Origin of the sequence: Ruegeria arenilitoris (assembly GCF_013032855.1) — a bacterium.
GTDB lineage: Bacteria > Pseudomonadota > Alphaproteobacteria > Rhodobacterales > Rhodobacteraceae > Ruegeria > Ruegeria arenilitoris.
Window position 1 is genome coordinate 588,311 of sequence record NZ_WQDA01000003.1, and the last position, 15,600, is coordinate 603,910.

Below are 15,600 nucleotides of genomic sequence, written 5' to 3' on the forward strand. Positions count from 1 at the left end.
AACGAATTCCCTAAACAGGCCCGCTTGGGGTCATCAACAGGACGAAGGGTATCGCTAGCAATCCCGAGATGAGGATGACCACGAAGGATTTGCCCAGCGAGTCGAAGTGATGCGCCTGATTGATGAAATGCAGGCTGATGTAGAGGCTGTACAGGCTCATCCCCAATACGAGGATCAGGAACATCGTCGGCGCGACCATCACCATGACGAAGATGATCAATTGGCCCAGAATCTGCAGGAATTGCAGCCAGACCATTAGCAGCATCATGCCGTCCAGGCTGCCGGTGCCGCCAAGCATCCTGCCGACAAAATGAAACGCGAAGATGCCCAAGAGAACGGCCCCGGCCGAAGTCGCCAACGACTGCACGACCGGTTCAAACGCCATATCCAGAGATGGATCAAGCGCCGGAAACACAAGGGTCGACAGTGATTGAGACAAAGCGTTCAGGACAACGACCAGTGCCAGCGCTGTCCAAAGCACATCCCGACCGGGTACTCCGGCCAACAGACGCCTTGCTGCCTCGGCCGGATTTGCCAGTGTCAGAACGGCCAGATGTCCCAGAAATGCGGCGTTCATGCTGGCGCCCTTCGTGTTTGAGAAAATCCGGAAAACCAGAACCAGACGAATATCGCAACCCACAGAGCCCCGGTCAGCGTCTGGACAGGGCCCGGACCGATGAAACCAGCCACCAGCCCGTTCAACAACACCAGCGGTGATGAGGCGAGCAGAGCCCAGAACAGCGCAAGCCGCGCCTGATAGGACGTAGTTGCACCGCCGAACATGCGAGAAATCAGATAAGTCCCCCAGGCAAGGACGTAGAGCAGCAACGGTAGAATGAAGACCGACCCCAGCAGGGCCCCCCCCATCAGCATGTTCAGGTCCAGCCCCTCAAGATGGGCGCGGCGCGCAAGGCCAGGCAACTGCGCAATAAAGCCAATCACACAGAACGCCATGACAAAGGCCAGCGCGCGGTCTTCGCGCGGGCCCATGTCCAGCAGCCGACGCACCACCCGACCGGGCCCGCGATACGAGGCGACGATATCGGTGGTCACCGGCATCAGCTGTGCCGCGCCAACCAGCCTTCCAGCCGCGAGACGATGTCCTCGGCCAGCGCCTCGTCTTCGATCTCTTCCACGGCTTCGGCCAGAAAGGCCAGCGTCAGCATGTTGGTCGCTTCCTTGGCCGGAACCCCGCGCGAGCGCAGGTAGAACATCGCGGTCTCGTCGATCGCACCCGAGGTCGACCCATGCGAACAGGCCACGTCGTCGGCATAGATCTCAAGCTCGGGCTTGGCCAGGAATTGACTGTCGTCATCCAGCAGCAAAGACTGGCTGATCTGGTAGCCATCGGTCTTCTGGGCGCCTTCCTTGACCAGAATCTTGCCCTGGAACACGCCGGTCGCGCCGTTACGCAGAACCTTCTTGAACACCTGACGGCTTTCGCAGTTCACCGCGTCATGGGTAATAAACACCGTGTCGTCATGGTGAAAGTCACCATCTCCCACACAGGCACCGGCCACATGCGCCACCGCGTCGTCACCGGTCAGCTCGACCACCTGTTCATTGCGCGTCAGCACGCCATTCACGGTCAGAGTGAAGGATTTGTATACGGATTCTTTGCCCAGCCTGGTGAACATATGCGTCGCAGCACGGCGCTGGTGGTCCCTGCCCTGCGCCCGGACATGATGCAGCGTGCCGCCATCGGCGATGTCGATCTCGATGCACTTGTTGAACCGCGAGGCCGCCGGACCATTCTCGAGAATCGTCACCTCGGCGCCGCTTTCCACGCGGATCACGTGGTGAAGGATCGCGTCCGAGCTTTCGGATTCGTGGCGATAGATCAGGCTGATCGGCTTGGACGGCTTGCCGGTCACGTGGATCGCCACGCCGTCTTGCGCAAAGGCGGTGTTCAGGGCCGCCAACGGGCGTTGAACCGGGGTCTGACCGCGCTCCTCGAGCACGCCATACAGCTGCTTGGCCCAGTGGATGTCCTTGCAGCAGATATCCTCAAGCCGGTCGATGCTCACGCCTTCCAGCGTCAGGTCATCGCTGTCCTCGGGGCTGAACACGCCATCGACGAAGACGATTTTAAGGCGGTCGAACCCGTCAAAGACCATCGGCTCGTCGGTGTGGAACACCTCGGCCGCCGGGGCCTCGGGCGAAATCAGCGTATCGGGACGCGTGTATTTCCAATACTCGTCGCGCCGCCCGGGCAGACCCATGGCGCGCAGCCGGGCCAGAGCCGCCTCGCGCGCATCGCGGGTGCAGCCAGCTTCGGGCATGCGCAGCGTGGCCAGCCGCGCCTCGGTCGCGGATTGTTTCACGTCGGGCAAGGCCATCAGTTCACCTCGGCAAGAATGTCGGCGTAACCGTTGTTTTCGACCTCCAGCGCAAGCTCAGGCCCGCCGGTCTTGACGATCCGGCCATCGGCCATGATGTGCACCACGTCGGGTTTGATGTGGTCCAGCAGGCGCTGATAGTGGGTGATCACCAGAAACCCGCGGCCTTCGTCGCGCAGCGCGTTCACGCCCTCGGCCACCAGCTTCATCGCATCCACGTCCAGGCCCGAGTCGGTCTCGTCCAGGATGCACATCTTGGGCTCGAGCATGGCCATCTGCAGGATTTCGTTGCGCTTCTTCTCACCGCCCGAGAAACCAACGTTCACGGGGCGTTTCAGCATGTCGGCGTCAATCTTTAGCGACTTGGCCTTTTCGCGCACCAGTTTAAGGAAATCCGCAGCCGAGAGTTCTTCCTCGCCGCGCGCCTTGCGCTGGGCGTTCACGGCAGTGCGCAGGAACGTCATGTTGCCCACGCCCGGGATCTCGACCGGGTATTGGAACGCGAGGAACACGCCGGCGGCGGCACGCTCTTCCGGCTCCATCTCCAACAGGTCGGCGCCATCCAGAGTCGCCGAACCCTCGGTTACCTCATACCCGTCACGGCCCGAAAGCACATAGCTGAGCGTCGATTTGCCCGAGCCGTTCGGCCCCATGATCGCGTGTACCTTGCCGGCCTCGACCGTCAGGTCCACGCCCTTGAGGATCTGCTTTTCCTCTTCCTCAAGTTTGACGTGCAGGTTCTTGATTTCCAGCATGTTTTTTCCTTTTGCGTATCGTCGGGACGCGCCGGCCCCGGTTTGTCCTTATCCCAGCACTCTGCGCAGCAGCCGCGCCGCGATCCATCCCAGGACCGCCCCGCCGCCGATTGCCCAGACCGGGTTGATGAAATCGGTGTAGTTGACGTTGACATAGGCCACGCCCAGCAAGCCGCCCAGAACCGGCAGTGCATAAGACGCTGCGGTCAACGCATCATCCCTGCGGTTGCGCGGCGAGCGAGCCATCAGCCGACCGAGCCTTCCAGCGAGATCGCGACCAGTTGCTGGGCTTCCATGGCAAACTCCATCGGCAGCGCCTGCAGCACGTCCTTGCAGAACCCGTTGACCACCAGCGCCACGGCCTCTTCCTCGTCCATGCCGCGCTGGCGGCAATAGAACAGCTGATCGTCATCGACTTTCGAGGTGGTGGCCTCGTGCTCGACCCGGCTGCTGTTATTCTTGACCTCGATATACGGAACGGTGTGCGCCCCGCATTTGTCGCCGATCAGCAGGCTGTCGCACTGGGTATAGTTGCGGCTGTTCTTGGCCTTGGGGTGCATCGACACCAGCCCGCGATAGGTGTTCTGGGCCTTGCCCGCGCTGATGCCCTTGGACACGATGCGCGACTTGGTGTTCTTGCCCAAATGGATCATCTTGGTGCCGGTATCGGCCTGCTGCATGTTGTTGGTGATGGCGATCGAGTAGAACTCGCCTTGGCTGTCATCGCCCCGCAGGATGCAGGACGGGTATTTCCAGGTCACGGCACTGCCGGTCTCGACCTGCGTCCACATCACCTTGGACCGGTCGCCCCGACAATCGGCACGCTTGGTCACGAAGTTGTAGATGCCGCCCTTGCCGTTCTCGTCGCCCGGGAACCAGTTCTGGACGGTCGAGTATTTCACCTCGGCGTCTTCTTCGACGATGATCTCAACCACCGCGGCGTGCAGCTGCGCGGTATCACGCTGGGGCGCGGTGCAGCCTTCCAGATAGGACACGTACGAGCCCTTGTCGGCGATGATCAGAGTGCGTTCGAACTGGCCGGTGTTTTCAGCGTTGATGCGGAAATAGGTGCTCAGCTCCATTGGGCAGCGTACGCCGGGCGGCACATAGACGAACGAGCCGTCCGAGAATACGGCCGAGTTCAGCGTGGCGTAGAAATTGTCCGACACCGGCACCACCGAGCCCAGGTATTTCTTGACCAGTTCAGGGTGTTCCTTGATCGCCTCGGAGATCGAGCAGAAGATGACGCCGGCCTTCTTCAGCTCGGCTTGGAAGGTCGTGCCAACCGAAACCGAGTCGAACACCGCATCCACCGCGACCTTGCGGCCCTCGGCCGGGCCATCCTCGGCACCTTCCACGCCGGCCAGAATCATCTGTTCTTTCAGCGGGATACCGAGCTTCTCGTAAGTGGCCAGCAGTTTCGGATCGACCTCGTCCAGCGACTTGGGCTTGGTCTCCATCGACTTGGGCCGGGCATAGTAATACTGGTCCTGAAAATCGATTTCAGGATAGTGGACCATGGCCCATTTTGGCTCTTCCATCTGGGTCCAACGCTCGAAGGCCTTCAGGCGCCATTCGGTCATCCACTCGGGCTCTTCGTTCTTTTCCGATATCAGCTTGACGATATCGGGGTTCACGCCCTTGGGCGCGTACTCCATCTCGATATCGGTATCCCACCCGTATTTGTAGGTTCCGACCTCGCGCACCGCGTCAACGGTTTCCTGATCGACACCTTCTTTTACCTGGGTCTGGTCCAAAGCGGCCATGTTCCACCCTCCGTCAGATCACGCGGCCCGCGCGCGATGCTTTTTCTCTTTTTCCAGCCACGTCTCGGCGAAACGCAGCACGTCTTCTTCACTCGTCTCGGGGCCCAGCGAAACGCGTACCGCGCTGGCCGCCGTGGCCTCGTCATATCCCATCGCGGTCAGTACCGCGCTTGCCCTCACCTTGCCGCTGGAGCAGGCCGAACCGGCGCTGATCGCAAAGCCCGACAGATCCATCTGCATCACCTGCGTTTCGCCCTTCCAGCCGGGCGTCGCAAAGCACAGGGTGTTGGGCAATCGATCCTGATCTTTCCCGACAAAAATAGTAGATTTAGAACCAGCCTCAAGGGCCTTTTCTAGAATATTTCTAAGTTCTGCAACCTTTTCCCAAACCCCGTTTGCCAGATCTCGCGCCGCCGCTTCAGCCGCAGCGCCGAACCCCGCGATTCCAATGATATTTTCCGTCCCCGACCGGCGACCCATTTCCTGCCCGCCGCCCTTGATCCGGGCCTCCAGATCGGTGCCGCGTTTCATCACCACGGCACCCACACCCTTTGGCCCGCCCAGCTTGTGCGCCGAGACCAACGCGATCTGCACATCCAGCCAGTTGAACGCGATCGGCAGTTTCCCGAACGCCTGCGTTGCATCGGTGACGGCCAGACCCTTGGGCAAGGCCTGAATGAGTCCGGTTTCAGAATTGGCAAGTTGCACCGTGGACCGCGCCGGGTCGGCTACGGCGACAACGCCTTGGTGCGAAACCGGCAAATCCTCGACAGTCCAGGCCCTTACGGCATCATGTTCGATCGCCGCGCCATGCAGGTTGCGCTCTTCCAAGGCCAGCGCCGCGCCTTCGGTCGACCCGGATGTGAACACGATATCGGCCCCATCCGCCCCAAAGGCCGCGGCCACCTGCGCACGCGCCTTTTCGATGACAGCCTTGGCCGCTCGCCCCTCAGCATGGACCGAGGAGGGGTTGCCGCAGACCTCCATCGCCGCGATCATCGCGTCGCGCGCCTCGGGGCGCAGCCGGGTCGTGGCGTTGTGATCCAGGTAAACACGTCTCATGGACTCACCTTTTCATCCACGGCCACGCCCCTCGAGATTCCCAATCCACTCACCGGTCAATCATCCACGACCGAGAACAGCCCCGGCACCGCCGGACACGGCGCAAGGTCGTTCTGGATCACATCGGACAAGCGTGTCTGGTGCAGGAATACGTAGACATGCGCGCTGAGACTTTCCCACAGGCGGTTGGTCAGCGACTGCGCCCGGCTGCCCGAGGATCCCCCCGACGCCCCGGCCCCCTTGTGCATGGCATCAACTGTTTCATCCACGGCTGACAGAATCTCGACCACGCGGATCTCCGACGCCGGCCGCGCCAAACGATAGCCGCCGCCCGGCCCGCGCACGGATGCAACCAGATCGGCACGGCGCAGCTTGACGAACAGCTGCTCCAGATAGGGCAGCGAAATGTCCTGACGCTCGGAAATCTCTCCCAGGGTCACCAGCGTGTCGGCGGGTTGAAGCGCGATGTCCGCCAACGCCACCATCGCGTAACGGCCCTTGGTTGACAGCTTCATTCTTCGATCCTCGTGGCTTGAACCGCGTGAAAACATTGACGTCGCCGCGGTCAGTGCGTATCTCCGACTGACAGCGTGTTCACGCTGCGATACTCAATTAGAACCGTTCTAAGGTGCCTGACGATAACCGTCAAGTATATCCCGGCGCCCGCGAGAAAAAGACAGGACAACCGCACACATGCCCGAGGTGATTTTTCCCGGACCTGAAGGCCGACTGGAAGGCCGTTACCACCCCCAAAAGGAAAAAGACGCACCGATCGCCATCGTGCTGCACCCGCACCCCCAGTTCGGCGGGACCATGAACAACAAGGTCGTCTACAACCTGCACTACGCGTTCTACAACATGGGTTTTACGGTCCTGCGCTTCAATTTCCGGGGCGTCGGCCGCAGCCAGGGCGAGTATGACCAGGGAGTCGGAGAACTCAGCGACGCGGCATCGGCGTTGGACTATCTGCAGTCGATGAACAACAACTCGAAACATTGCTGGGTTGCAGGCTTTTCGTTCGGAGCCTGGATCGGCATGCAGTTGCTGATGCGTCGCCCCGAGATCACCGGCTTCATCAGCGTGTCGCCGCCCGCGAACATGTATGATTTTTCGTTCCTTGCCCCCTGCCCCTCGTCCGGGCTGATCATCAACGGAACGGCTGACCGGGTGGCACCGCCGGCGGACACCACCGCACTGGTCGGAAAGCTGCACGAGCAGAAGGGTATCACCATCACCCATACCGAGGTTGAAGGAGCCGACCACTTCTTCCAGGGTGAGCACATGGATACGCTGATGACCAACGTGACCGACTACGTCAAACGCCGCCTGACCGAGAACACACGCTGATGTCCGACACCATCACCATTCTCGCGGCGAAACTGGCCGAGGATACGATGAAGGTCATGGACGAAACCGGCCAGGATCGGTTCTACGTCGAAGTCGGTGACGTGCTGGGCGCAGCCTCCCAATCGCTTGAGGAGGCTTTCCTTACCGAAATCCGCGTCCGGTTGGCCGAGCGCAAGGCGCGGCAATTCCTGATCAAGAGGCTGTCGGATCACCGGTCCAAGGTGAAGGCGATCGAAAAGCAATAGGCGCAAAAAAAGGAGCCCGCGGGCTCCTTTTTCGTTTCATTCGTGGCGTTCAAACTGTTGTTGCGCTTGACCTATCAACCAATTTGGCTGCGTCAGTATCGACGGACCCCCCGTCAGCAAGCCACCCAATCGCCACGATAATTGCCGAAGCAAACACGACCGTTTTTGCAAATGTCGTCATGAAACACACTCGTTAAAAAAGTAATCGAAAACGTGCAGTAGTTTACACACTTTCCGGCCTTGCCATAGTCGGGTTTACCTGACCCCAGGTGAACCAACGAAAGGGGCGGCTGCCTGAATTTCCTTGCGCCGTTTCTGAATTCTGTGCTCAACGTCCCAGCAGCTGCATCAAGGGTTCAAGAACCATGCCCCACGCCTACCTGATCCTCCTTCTCGCCGTTATCGCCGAGACAATCGGAACGACCGCACTGCAGGCCAGCCAGCAATTCACCCGCTTCTGGCCCTCGGTTCTGGTGGTGGTGGGCTATGGCTTTGCCTTTTACCTGATGGCACTGACGCTGAAGGTAATGCCCGTCGGCATCGTTTACGCGATCTGGTCCGGGCTTGGCATCGCTCTGATTGCGCTGATCGGCTTTGTGGTTTTCGGCCAACGGCTGGACTGGCCGGCGGTTCTGGGCCTTGCGATGATTCTGGGCGGCATTCTGGTCATCCACCTCTTTTCGCAGACTGCGGGCCACTGATCGCGCGTTAGGGCTGGTAACTTGTGCCGCGCCGCGTTATGCGCGCGGCAACTTCCCGTTCAAAGGCTGACCTCATGGACCTGCGCAACATCGCAATCATCGCTCACGTGGACCACGGTAAAACGACCCTGGTTGACGAGCTTCTGAAACAATCCGGTGCATTCCGGGAGAACCAGGCCGTGGCCGAGCGCGCCATGGACAGCAACGATCTCGAACGTGAACGCGGCATCACCATTCTGGCCAAGGCCACCAGTGTCGAGTGGAAAGGCACGCGCATCAACATCGTTGACACCCCCGGCCACGCCGATTTCGGCGGCGAGGTCGAGCGCATCCTCAGCATGGTCGACGGTGTTGTGCTTCTGGTCGATGCCGCCGAAGGCCCGATGCCCCAGACGAAATTCGTGACATCGAAGGCGCTGGCACTGGGTCTGCGTCCAATCGTGGTGCTGAACAAGGTCGACAAGCCCGATGCCGAGCCCGACCGCGCGCTGGACGAATGCTTTGACCTGTTCGCCAACCTCGGCGCCGACGACGACCAGCTGGATTTCCCTGCCATGTACGCCTCGGGGCGGTCCGGCTGGGCCGATATGGAACTGGACGGCCCACGCAAGGACCTGTCCGCCCTGTTCGATCTAGTAGTCGACCACGTTCCCGCCCCCAAACAAGCTGAGCGCAAGGATGAACCCTTCCGCATGTTGGCGACCACTCTGGGCAGCGACCCGTTCATCGGTCGCATTCTGACCGGCCGTGTGGAAAGCGGTACGCTCAAAGCGGGTGACAGCCTCAAAGCGCTCAGCCGTGATGGCAAGCTGATCGAGAATTTCCGGGCTACCAAGATCCTGGCCTTCCGCGGCCTCAGCCAGCAACCGATCGACGTCGCCGAAGCGGGCGACATCGTAACCATCGCAGGCATGAGCAAGGCCACCGTTGCGGATTCGCTGGTGGCGCCCCAGGTGGACGAGGCCCTGCCCGCCCAGCCGATCGACCCGCCGACCATCACCGTCACCTTCGGCATCAACGACTCGCCGCTGGCGGGGCGTGACGGCAAGAAGGTCCAGTCGCGCGTCATCCGCGACCGCCTGATGAAAGAGGCCGAATCGAACGTGGCGATCCAGATCACCGACACCCCCGGCGGCGAAGCCTTCGAGGTTGCGGGCCGCGGTGAGTTGCAGATGGGCGTTCTGATCGAGAACATGCGTCGCGAAGGGTTCGAGCTCAGCATCTCGCGCCCGCAGGTTCTGTTCCGCGAGGAAGACGGCCAACGCCTGGAGCCCATCGAGGAAGTCACCATCGACGTGGATGACGAATTCTCGGGCGCAGTCATCGAAAAGGTGACAGGCGCGCGCAAGGGCGAGCTGGTTGAGATGCGCCCCGCAGGAGTTGGCAAAACCCGCATCATTGCGCATGTCCCGTCGCGTGGCCTGATCGGCTATCACGGTGAATTCCTGACCGACACCCGCGGCACCGGCGTTCTGAACCGCGTGTTCCACGGCTGGGCACCGCACAAGGGCCCGATCCCCGGGCGGCGCGCCGGCGTTCTGATCTCGATGGAGAACGGCCAGGCCGTCGCATACGCGCTGTGGAACCTGGAAGAGCGTGGGCGGATGTTCGTCGGCCCCCAGACCGATGTGTATCAGGGCATGATCATCGGCGAACATTCGCGGGACAATGACCTTGAGGTGAACCCGCTGAAAGGCAAGAAACTGACCAACGTGCGGGCCAGCGGTTCTGACGATGCCGTTCGCCTGACACCGCATGTCCAGTTCTCGCTGGAGGAGGCCATTGCTTACATCGACGACGATGAGCTGGTCGAAGTAACTCCGAACGCGATCCGACTGCGAAAGCGGTTCCTTGACCCGCACGAACGCAAGCGTATGGCCAAGTCAGCCTGACCCCCGGTCCGTTCGATTTTGGACGGGTCGGAAACAATGGCGCGAATGTGACATTTTTGCGTCCATCTGAAACAGTGTTTTCTCAGGGAAGCCATGAATGGATCATGGCTTCCCTTTTGTTTTGCCTGTAATTTCATCCATAAGATGAGTTAATTTCGTATTGCTATCGCGGTGTTGCCCTTGAAAATGCGACGTGATAGGGGTGTAATTGTGTTCAAAGTATGTCATCGCCAGGTTGTTCGGTGATGAGTTTAACGAGTTTAAGGAGGCGCGATATGCGCATCAAATCCCGTCTACTGACAATAGTATTTGCTTCAGCTTCATTGCCGCTGATGTCCGGCGGGCCTGTTGTCGCCGCGGACAAATGTACGATCCAGACAGCCCGGCAGTCGGTTTCCACAGAAACCCTGTGTGCCTGTACGGTCGTGGATGCACGGATGCTGCGTTACATCCAGCGTCGTGCCGATTTTGAAGACATTCTTGCCCGCACTTTGCAGACCTGCCCGGCCTTCGCGGCCGTACTGACGGATTTCCCGACCGCGTCGATTGGTACGGTAGAACAAAGATCCGGCGACGGCCCTTCGGACCCGGGTGGTAGTTCTTCAGGCGGCAGCTCGAGCGGCGGCAGTTCCTCTGGCGGCGGCGGAGTTACTCCAACCGGTGGCGGTAGCTCCAGCGGTGGCAGTTCCAGTGGAGGCGGTTCCAGCGGTGGCAATCCTCCACCGCCGGCACCTCCGGGAGGCTCAGGCGGTAGCTCCAGCGGCGGTAGCTCCAGCGGTGGCAGCTCCAGTGGTGGCAGCTCCAGTGGTGGCAGCTCCAGCGGTGGCAGCTCCAGCGGTGGGTCCGGCGATGGTGGCAGTTCCAGCGGCGGTAGCTCCAGTGGCGGGTCCGGCGATGGTGGTGGCAGCTCAAGCGGCGGTAGCTCCAGCGGTGGGTCCGGTGATGGCGGCAGCTCAAGCGGCGGTAGCTCCAGCGGTGGGTCCGGTGATGGCGGCAGCTCAAGCGGCGGTAGCTCCAGCGGTGGGTCCGGTGATGGCGGCTCGGGCGGTGGCGACGGCGGTGACGGCGGCGGCTCGGGTGATGGCGGCTCGGGCGGTGGCGACGGCGGTGACGGCGGCGGCTCGGGTGATGGCGGCTCGGGCGGCGGCGACGGTGGCAGCTCAAGCGGCGGCAACGGTAACGGCGGTGGCAACGGTAACGGCGGCGGCAACGGTAACGGCGGCGGCGTCAACGGTAATAATGGCGGTGGAAATGGACCGGAAGGCGCAAGCCCTGGTCAGGGCAACAACGCCAACAATGACGAGGACTAACCGCCTTTGGTCGTGATGCCACGTTTCAGTGGCAATCTGGCATACAAATGAAAAAGGGCGATGAATTCATCGCCCTTTTTTTGCTGGAGCCTTCAAGAAACTCAAATCGCTGTGGCTTCTTAGCTTCGCCCGTAAATCCCAACCCAACGCTGGGGCTGTTTCGGATCCTGCATCCGCAGGAACAAATAGCGTGTGGCCGACCAGGGTTTGATCCGATTGGTCAGGTTGTCCAGCACGAGATCACCTTGATTGGAGCGGTAAACCAGAACCGCGTGAGGGCCGCGGCGGGTGTCCAAAACGGTCGCCAGCAAAAGCTTGTTGGGATCAATTCCAGCCTTGATCAGGTCACGCTTTTTCAGCAGCGCAAAATCCTCGCAATCACCGCCGCGCGATGTTGGCAGGGCCCAACGCTCCCGCGTCTTGTACTGCACTTGGTCCGTGACCTCACGCGTTGTCGCATTGACCTGGGCATTGATTTGCTTGACCAGTCGCAGTTCTTGATGGCTGGGCAGCGAAACCGACTTCTTGTTCGCACAAGCCCAAGCATACTGGCGGCACAAGGTCCGTGCGCCCGACGGCGGTGGCGAAGCCGAAAACCCCGAAATGAAAGCTGTCTCTGAAGCGCTGGCTTGTCCTGTCGCAAGAACGGCACCGCCGATCACTCCCAACACACCCAGAGCCAATGTGGCCTTGCTGGCCGCGCGACTTGCCACTGTGTTGAGCCTGTCCAAAACCCGTTTCATGCCTGTCCCTCGATCCCATACGTTCGACTGACTGCCGCTTCTGAGGACCATATTCTGCTTTTGGAAACTATCCGTTAACAGACTGGCTCTGGCAATCCTCGGTCAGGTTGTCGGCAAAAAACGGCGGAAATTCGTAACTCAATATGACCTTTTCCGCGCAAGAAAATGGCGAAGCCTGACACAATTAGAGGTAGAACGTCATAGTTTCGCCGCCACAAAAAAGCTCAACCCATTGAAAGCATGATGGAAATTTTGTTGCGGGACGTGATCACCGGAACACTATCGGCCCAATTACAGGATCGGCGTCGCAACTTTGGCTGACGTTGCGTCACCCAAAGCGGGTTCCGGAGCCAATCCAAGACCGGCTCCGGTTGATTCTCACTCGGTCGTTTCGACGACCAGCAATTCGCGCTCGCTTGCGCCCCGGGCGTGGCTCAGGGCTTCTTGGTATTCAGCCGAGTTGTAACAGGCGACGGCGGCTTCAACCGACGGGAACTTCGCTACGACATTGCGGGGCCGCTCTTTGCCTTCCAGTTGGACGTAGCGCCCCGCACGGGCAATGAACGTGCCCCCGTGTTTGGAAATGGCCGGGCCGGCAAGCTCGGCGTATTTGCCATAAGCTTCGGCATCAGTAACCGTGACATGTGCTATCCAGAGTGCTGGCATCTTATCCTCCCAAAACCTCTTCCGCGGCCTTTATGGCCGCCGCGGCGTTGGCGGCATCGCGACCACCGCCCTGCGCCATGTCGGGACGCCCGCCGCCGCCCTTGCCGCCCAGTTCCTGCACGGCGGCCTTGACCAGATCGACGGCCGATATCGACTGCGTCAGGTCGCTTGTGACACCGGCGGCGACTGCAGCCTTGCCGCCTGTGTCCGCGATCAGAAGAACGGCGCCCGATCCAAGCCGCGCTTTGTGCTCATCAATGAGGGCCGGCAGATCCTTGCCCGACACACCATTCAGAGCCTGTGCCAGGAACTTGACGCCGTTGATCTCTTTGGCCTCCGCGCCGCCGCCTTGACCGGCTCCACCGGCCATCGCCAGATCGCGGCGCAGCTGCGCCACTTCGTTCTGCAACGACTTGCGCTCGTCCAGCAGAGCTTTGATGCGATCCACGACATCATCCGGCTGCGCCTTCAACTCGGCAGCAATCTGACCGAGGCGCCGATCCTGCTCGGTCAAGTACCGCAATGCAGCGTCCCCGGTCAGAGCTTCAATCCGACGCACGCCCGCGCTGCTTGCACTGTCACCCAGAATGACAAAGGTCCCGATATCTCCTGTCTGGCGCACATGCGTACCGCCACACAGTTCGATCGACCAGGTTTGGCCGTCATGGCCCTTGCCGGTCTGGGCCTTGCCCATCGAGACAACCCGGACTTCGTCGCCGTATTTCTCACCGAACAACGCCTGTGCCCCCAAGGCGCGGGCATCGTCCGGGGTCATGATACGGGTTTCGACCGTCGAGTTCTGACGAATGAACTCATTCACCTCGCGTTCAACGGTCTGCAACTCGGCCGGTGTCAGCGCTTTGGCGTGGCTGAAATCAAACCGCAGACGGTCGGCAGCGTTCAACGATCCGCGCTGTGCAACATGATCGCCAAGCGTTTCTCGCAGCGCTTCGTGCAGGAGGTGCGTCGCCGAGTGGTTCCCTCGGATGGCCGAACGCCGGGCGTGATCAACTTCGAGCTCGACGGCATCACCTTTGGCGATCGCACCGCTGTCCACGACGATCTTGTGTGCATAGACCTTGCCATCCGCGAACTTCCGGGTGTCTTCGACCGTCGCGCTCTGGGTGCGATCTTCAAGACGGCGGATGCTGCCGGAATCGCCAACTTGGCCACCAGCCTCGCCGTAGAAGGGTGTCTGGTTTACGACCACCCAGCCGGATCCGCCCTGCTCGATACGGTCTACAAGGTCACCGTCGACCACCAGGGCCACAACCTGGCCTTCAGCCACTTCTGTTTCGTAGCCCAGGAAATCGGTCGCACCGCTTGCGTCCAGTATGTCGAACCAGACTGCCTGATCTGCAGCCTCACCCGAACCAGCCCAGGCGGCGCGCGCCTTCGCCTTCTGCTCGGCCATGGCGGTGTCGAATCCGTCGGTATCAACCGTCCGACCTTTTTCGCGCAGGGCATCCTGGGTCAGGTCAAGCGGGAACCCATAGGTGTCATACAGCTTGAAGGCGGCATCCCCGGGCAGTGGCGCCCCGTCCGGCAGGCCCGCCACTTCGTCATCCAGCAGTTTGAGGCCGCGGTCCAGCGTCTGCTTGAACCGGGTTTCCTCCAACAACAACGTCTCTTCGATCAGAGCCTGAGCACGACCCAGCTCGGAATACTGCGCGCCCATCAATTGAACCAGTGTCGGAACAAGCTTGTGCATGACCGGATCCTTGGCGCCCAGAAGATGCGCATGGCGCATGGCCCGGCGCATGATCCGGCGCAGGACATATCCGCGACCATCATTCGAGGGCATGACCCCGTCTGCAATCAGGAACGAGGTCGACCGCAAGTGGTCGGCAATCACCCGATGGTGCACATTCTGATTGCCATAGGGGTCCACATGCGTGACTTCGGCCGAGGCCTCGATCAGTGTCTTGAAAAGGTCGGTGTCATAGTTGTCATGGCTGCCCTGCAGCAACGCGCCGATCCGTTCCAGACCCATGCCGGTATCGATCGACTGCATGTCCAGTTCACGCATCGAGCCGTCTTCGAACTGCTCGTTCTGCATGAAAACGATGTTCCAGATCTCGATGAACCGGTCACCGTCTTCCTCGGCCGATCCCGGAGGTCCGCCCCAGATGTGGTCGCCGTGATCATAGAAGATCTCGGTACAGGGGCCGCAGGGACCGGTCGGGCCCATTTGCCAGAAATTGTCGCTGGTGGCGATGCGGATGATCCGGTCTTCGGGGACGCCGACTTTCTTCCAGATTTCAAACGCCTCGTCATCGGTATGATAGACCGTCGTCAGCAGACGGTTCTTGTCGATCCCGAACTCCTTGGTGATCAACTCCCAAGCGAACGGAATCGCTTCCGATTTGAAATAATCGCCGAACGAGAAGTTGCCCAGCATTTCGAAGAACGTGTGGTGGCGGGCCGTGTAACCGACATTGTCCAGGTCGTTGTGCTTGCCGCCGGCGCGCACGCATTTCTGCGCCGTGGTGGCACGTGTGTAGTCGCGGGTCTCAAGGCCGGTGAACAGGTTCTTGAACTGCACCATGCCCGAGTTAACGAACATCAACGTCGGGTCGTTGCGAGGCACAAGCGGGCTCGACGCGACCACTTCGTGCCCTTGTTTGGCAAAGTAGTTCAGAAAGGTTGAGCGGATATCGTTCAGCGTGGGCATTGGGCTCTCTCAGCGCGCATTCATGATCTATCGCGACGGTTTAGCCCCCTGCCCGCCGATAGTCCACAGGATTGCTGCAGTGCAAACGAAACAAGGTGAA

The 15,600-nt window shown here is 60.6% G+C and carries 16 protein-coding genes; 5 read left to right on the top strand and 11 right to left on the bottom strand.

Features of this window, described 5'->3' with window-relative positions; translation table 11 throughout:
* Nucleotides 1-10: 10 nt before the first annotated feature.
* From GOW72_RS13090 to iscR, 8 genes are read right to left on the bottom strand one after another with little or no spacing between them, the layout of a single operon-like run.
* Nucleotides 11-577: a Yip1 family protein gene (locus GOW72_RS13090; protein WP_170367123.1), complete on the bottom strand. Its 567-nt coding sequence runs from the start codon at nucleotides 575-577 to the stop codon at nucleotides 11-13.
* A complete protein-coding gene (locus GOW72_RS13095; protein ID WP_170367124.1) occupies nucleotides 574-1,059 on the bottom strand; it encodes a YIP1 family protein in 486 nt (161 codons plus the stop codon). The genes GOW72_RS13090 and GOW72_RS13095 overlap by 4 nt, the downstream gene beginning before the upstream one ends.
* The gene (gene sufD / locus GOW72_RS13100; RefSeq protein ID WP_170367125.1) at nucleotides 1,059-2,339 is read right to left on the bottom strand and encodes a Fe-S cluster assembly protein SufD; all 1,281 of its coding nucleotides are present in this window, start codon (nucleotides 2,337-2,339) and stop codon (nucleotides 1,059-1,061) included. Before sufD ends, GOW72_RS13095 begins: the two co-directional genes overlap by 1 nt.
* Complete coding sequence (sufC, locus tag GOW72_RS13105; protein ID WP_170357887.1) at nucleotides 2,339-3,094, bottom strand: Fe-S cluster assembly ATPase SufC; 756 nt, start codon at nucleotides 3,092-3,094, stop codon at nucleotides 2,339-2,341. Before sufC ends, sufD begins: the two co-directional genes overlap by 1 nt.
* A gap of 48 nt (nucleotides 3,095-3,142) precedes the next feature.
* Complete coding sequence (locus tag GOW72_RS13110; protein ID WP_093962095.1) at nucleotides 3,143-3,340, bottom strand: hypothetical protein; 198 nt, start codon at nucleotides 3,338-3,340, stop codon at nucleotides 3,143-3,145.
* On the bottom strand, nucleotides 3,340-4,860 hold the full coding sequence (sufB, locus tag GOW72_RS13115) for a Fe-S cluster assembly protein SufB (protein WP_170367126.1): 1,521 nt from the start codon (nucleotides 4,858-4,860) through the stop codon (nucleotides 3,340-3,342). The genes GOW72_RS13110 and sufB overlap by 1 nt, the downstream gene beginning before the upstream one ends.
* 18 nt (nucleotides 4,861-4,878) lie before the next feature.
* A complete protein-coding gene (locus tag GOW72_RS13120; RefSeq protein ID WP_170367127.1) occupies nucleotides 4,879-5,922 on the bottom strand; it encodes a cysteine desulfurase family protein in 1,044 nt (347 codons plus the stop codon).
* A 56-nt stretch (nucleotides 5,923-5,978) separates the two neighbouring features.
* Nucleotides 5,979-6,437, bottom strand: a complete 459-nt coding sequence (gene iscR / locus GOW72_RS13125; protein ID WP_093962098.1) for a Fe-S cluster assembly transcriptional regulator IscR — start codon at nucleotides 6,435-6,437, stop codon at nucleotides 5,979-5,981.
* Nucleotides 6,438-6,615: 178 nt separating this feature from the next.
* Here iscR and GOW72_RS13130 point away from each other — a divergent pair, with 178 nt between their 5' ends.
* The 5 genes from GOW72_RS13130 to GOW72_RS13150 all read left to right on the top strand — a co-directional run bounded on the left by GOW72_RS13130 (nucleotide 6,616) and on the right by GOW72_RS13150 (nucleotide 11,417).
* Nucleotides 6,616-7,269 (top strand): alpha/beta hydrolase, encoded by a 654-nt coding sequence (locus tag GOW72_RS13130; RefSeq protein WP_093962099.1) that lies wholly within the window; start codon nucleotides 6,616-6,618, stop codon nucleotides 7,267-7,269.
* On the top strand, nucleotides 7,269-7,514 hold the full coding sequence (locus tag GOW72_RS13135) for a hypothetical protein (RefSeq protein WP_093962100.1): 246 nt from the start codon (nucleotides 7,269-7,271) through the stop codon (nucleotides 7,512-7,514). The genes GOW72_RS13130 and GOW72_RS13135 overlap by 1 nt, the downstream gene beginning before the upstream one ends.
* 365 nt (nucleotides 7,515-7,879) lie before the next feature.
* A complete protein-coding gene (locus GOW72_RS13140; RefSeq protein ID WP_170339109.1) occupies nucleotides 7,880-8,215 on the top strand; it encodes a DMT family transporter in 336 nt (111 codons plus the stop codon).
* Nucleotides 8,216-8,289: 74 nt separating this feature from the next.
* The gene (typA, locus tag GOW72_RS13145) at nucleotides 8,290-10,107 is read left to right on the top strand and encodes a translational GTPase TypA (RefSeq protein ID WP_170338557.1); all 1,818 of its coding nucleotides are present in this window, start codon (nucleotides 8,290-8,292) and stop codon (nucleotides 10,105-10,107) included.
* A gap of 332 nt (nucleotides 10,108-10,439) precedes the next feature.
* On the top strand, nucleotides 10,440-11,417 hold the full coding sequence (locus GOW72_RS13150) for a hypothetical protein (RefSeq protein ID WP_170366790.1): 978 nt from the start codon (nucleotides 10,440-10,442) through the stop codon (nucleotides 11,415-11,417).
* Nucleotides 11,418-11,536: 119 nt separating this feature from the next.
* On the opposite strand, the gene GOW72_RS13155 is transcribed toward GOW72_RS13150, so the two are convergent.
* The 3 genes from GOW72_RS13155 to alaS form a co-directional block, all read right to left on the bottom strand.
* Nucleotides 11,537-12,160 carry a transglutaminase-like cysteine peptidase gene (locus GOW72_RS13155; protein ID WP_170339104.1) on the bottom strand — a complete coding sequence of 208 codons (624 nt, stop codon included), beginning with the start codon at nucleotides 12,158-12,160 and terminating at the stop codon, nucleotides 11,537-11,539.
* A 378-nt stretch (nucleotides 12,161-12,538) separates the two neighbouring features.
* Nucleotides 12,539-12,826, bottom strand: a complete 288-nt coding sequence (locus GOW72_RS13160) for a DUF1330 domain-containing protein (protein WP_093962104.1) — start codon at nucleotides 12,824-12,826, stop codon at nucleotides 12,539-12,541.
* Nucleotide 12,827: 1 nt separating this feature from the next.
* Nucleotides 12,828-15,500 (bottom strand): alanine--tRNA ligase, encoded by a 2,673-nt coding sequence (alaS, locus tag GOW72_RS13165; protein WP_170367128.1) that lies wholly within the window; start codon nucleotides 15,498-15,500, stop codon nucleotides 12,828-12,830.
* Between the last annotated feature and the right edge of the window lie 100 nt (nucleotides 15,501-15,600).